General features: G+C 27.3%; 3 protein-coding genes. 2 read left to right on the top strand and 1 reads right to left on the bottom strand.

Features of this window, described 5'->3' with window-relative positions:
• Window positions 1-34: 34 nt before the first annotated feature.
• A complete protein-coding gene (locus A9758_RS02090) occupies window positions 35-421 on the bottom strand; it encodes a hypothetical protein (RefSeq protein WP_011406410.1) in 387 nt (128 codons plus the stop codon).
• A 183-nt stretch (window positions 422-604) separates the two neighbouring features.
• On the opposite strand from A9758_RS02090, the gene A9758_RS02085 reads away from it, so the two are divergent.
• Window positions 605-1,099: a MarR family transcriptional regulator gene (locus tag A9758_RS02085; protein ID WP_011406411.1), complete on the top strand. Its 495-nt coding sequence runs from the start codon at window positions 605-607 to the stop codon at window positions 1,097-1,099.
• Window positions 1,092-2,456, top strand: coding sequence for an MATE family efflux transporter (locus A9758_RS02080; protein ID WP_011406412.1), 1,365 nt, complete (start codon window positions 1,092-1,094; stop codon window positions 2,454-2,456). The genes A9758_RS02085 and A9758_RS02080 overlap by 8 nt, the downstream gene beginning before the upstream one ends.
• Window positions 2,457-2,638 lie beyond the last annotated feature (182 nt).

Here is a 2,638-nt window from a genome sequence, read left to right as displayed (position 1 = left end):
ATATATATTATAATATATAGAAATTCTACTTTGATTATTGCTTTACTATTTTTTTAAATTGAGGATATTTTTCAATAAAATCTAATACTTCATTACTTATAAAATCAAACCATGCTTCATGTGATATGTCTCTTGAGAAATGTTTAATATGCATAACTTTTCTATTATTTTCTAGTTGATTGTATTGTTCTATAAATTCTTCTGGTATTTCTGGTAGATTCATATCATCTAATGGATTTCCATTATATGCTAATCTAACATCATCAAATAACAGTGGTATTACCTCACCATTTTTTCTTGTTATTAATACTATTTGTTCATAGTACTTAGCAAGTGTAATGTAATCTAATTTAACTTTAGTATATTTGTTACCTTCCTGTGTCATTCTTTCTAGTTTTTCATAGTTCCATTTACTATCCATATCACAAAAACTCCTATTATATATACTACTATTTTTATAGAATGTTTCATATAAACACATACTTTTAATAACAATTGTTGCTATGACAACATTTATATAATGTTATTATAAAATATATAAATAGTTGCTTAGTCAACTGTTATTATAATAATATAAATAATAAATTTTGAAGGTAAAAAAAAAATGTTAAAGGAAGATAAATGTGTAAATAACAAAAACTGCCTTGAAAATAAACATATTATACCTTACCTTTCAATAATACTTCGTTCTGAATATGTCTATATAAGTAGACATTTAAATACTAAATATAATTTTGGAAGAACACAACTATATGTTCTAAGAAAATTATCTCTAACAAACAAACCATTAAATCAGGAATTCTTTTCAAAACATTGTCAAATAAATAAAGGATCAATTGCAAGAACATGCCAAAAACTAGAAGAAAATGATTTTATTAAAAGAGTAGTGGATCCTAACAATAAAAGACAATACATAATCTACCTAACTAAAAAAGGTGAAGAAGTAGCAACTGAAATAAAAATCCTTGAAAAAAAATGGGAAAATAAGATTTGTGAAGAATATGATGGAACAAAGGAAGAATTATTGAATAATCTACGAAAAATGACATTAACCTCATTTAATATGATAAATGATAACCGAGATAATATTTATGAGTAAAACAGATAATATTGAATTAATAAGAGGAGATCCAAAAGTTGCAATAAGAAAATTATCAGTACCTACCATGTTATCCATGTTACTTATTATGATGTATAATCTAGCAGATAGTTTATGGGTAGCAGGATTAGGATCTGATGCATTGGCAGCACTTGGATTTATAAGTCCACTATTTTTTGTAATAGTAGGAATTGGAAATGGAATAGGAGCTGGTGCAAACTCACTTATAGCTCGTGCAATAGGACATAAAGATAAAGCTCTAGCAGATAATGCTGCAAGTCACAGTATATTTATTACAATCATACTTTCAATAGCATTACCACTAATACTCATACCTCTACTTAGCCCAATTCTCACATTAATGGGTGCAGGACGTTGTGTGAGTATGGGAGTAGATTATGGTAATGTTGTATTTCTATTCATGATTGTATTTTTATTTGCAAGTGTAGCTTCTGCAATTCTAAGAGCAGAAGGAGATGTAAATAGATCCATGTATGCCATGGCCATTACTGCAATTTTAAATATAATTATAGATCCAATATTCATTTATGTATTACATATGGGAATAGTTGGAGCAGCATGGGCTACTGTACTATCATCACTTATAAGTTGTATTGTAATGGGATACTGGATATGGATAAAAAAAGATACTTATCTACGTATCAATAGAAAAGTATTCAACTATGCAAATAAAGTAACTAAAGATATATGTTCAGTAGCAATACCATCAATGGCTGAAAACATTACAATGTCTGCTTTAATCATGATTATAAATGGAATGCTTACAATTGTAGCAGGAACTACTGCAGTAGCTGTATATGCTTCAGCTGCAAGAATCAACCAATTTGCAATGATACCTTTATTTGGTATTGGAACTGCAATGCTTACAGTAACAGGTACAGCATATGGAGCACATGACTATAAAAAACTTAAAGAAGCACATAGATATTCAATAATATTAGGATATGGAGTATCAATATTATTATCAATTATAATGTTCTTTGGTTCTGATTACATTGCATTATTATTTGCATATACACCAGAGAGTGCACCTCTTGCACCACTTATATCCAATGCATTGAAAATACTATGTCTATTCTTAATAGCAATGCCTGCAGGTATTATGTCTTCAATGACATTCCAAGGAGTTGGAAAAGGCCTTACATCATTTATAATTACATTATGTAGATCAATTATATTTGAAGTAATATTTGGATATGTTATTGGAATTGTACTTGGATTTGGAGAATTTGGAGTATATGCTGGTTTAGTAATAGGATGTGCTTGTGGTTCATTACTTTCATATGCCTGGTGTAAACTCTTTATTAAGAGACTTAATAAAAACTATACTAAATGAGATTTTTTATAAAATCTCAATTTTTTTTGAAAATTAGATTTCACATTATAAACTACATTATTCTAGATTTAATTATTATAAAAATATTAAATAGTATATCAGCTACTATATTTTTAAATTAGAAGTAAACTATTTTTATGTTGTATTTTTTTAAGATATTTGGAAATAAAAAAAAAAGAAGT

Source organism: Methanosphaera sp. A6 (genome assembly GCF_001729395.1).
GTDB lineage: Archaea > Methanobacteriota > Methanobacteria > Methanobacteriales > Methanobacteriaceae > Methanosphaera > Methanosphaera stadtmanae.
This window is presented reverse-complemented; position numbering and strand designations above follow the sequence as displayed.

Bases quoted from the DNA above. Each gene is read 5' to 3' on its own strand.
- A9758_RS02080 (WP_011406412.1), top strand. From the start codon at position 1,092: ATGAGTAAAACAGATAATATTGAATTAATAAGAGGAGATCCAAAAGTT.
- A9758_RS02090 (WP_011406410.1), bottom strand. From the start codon at position 421: ATGGATAGTAAATGGAACTATGAAAAACTAGAAAGAATGACACAGGAA.
- A9758_RS02085 (WP_011406411.1), top strand. From the start codon at position 605: ATGTTAAAGGAAGATAAATGTGTAAATAACAAAAACTGCCTTGAAAAT.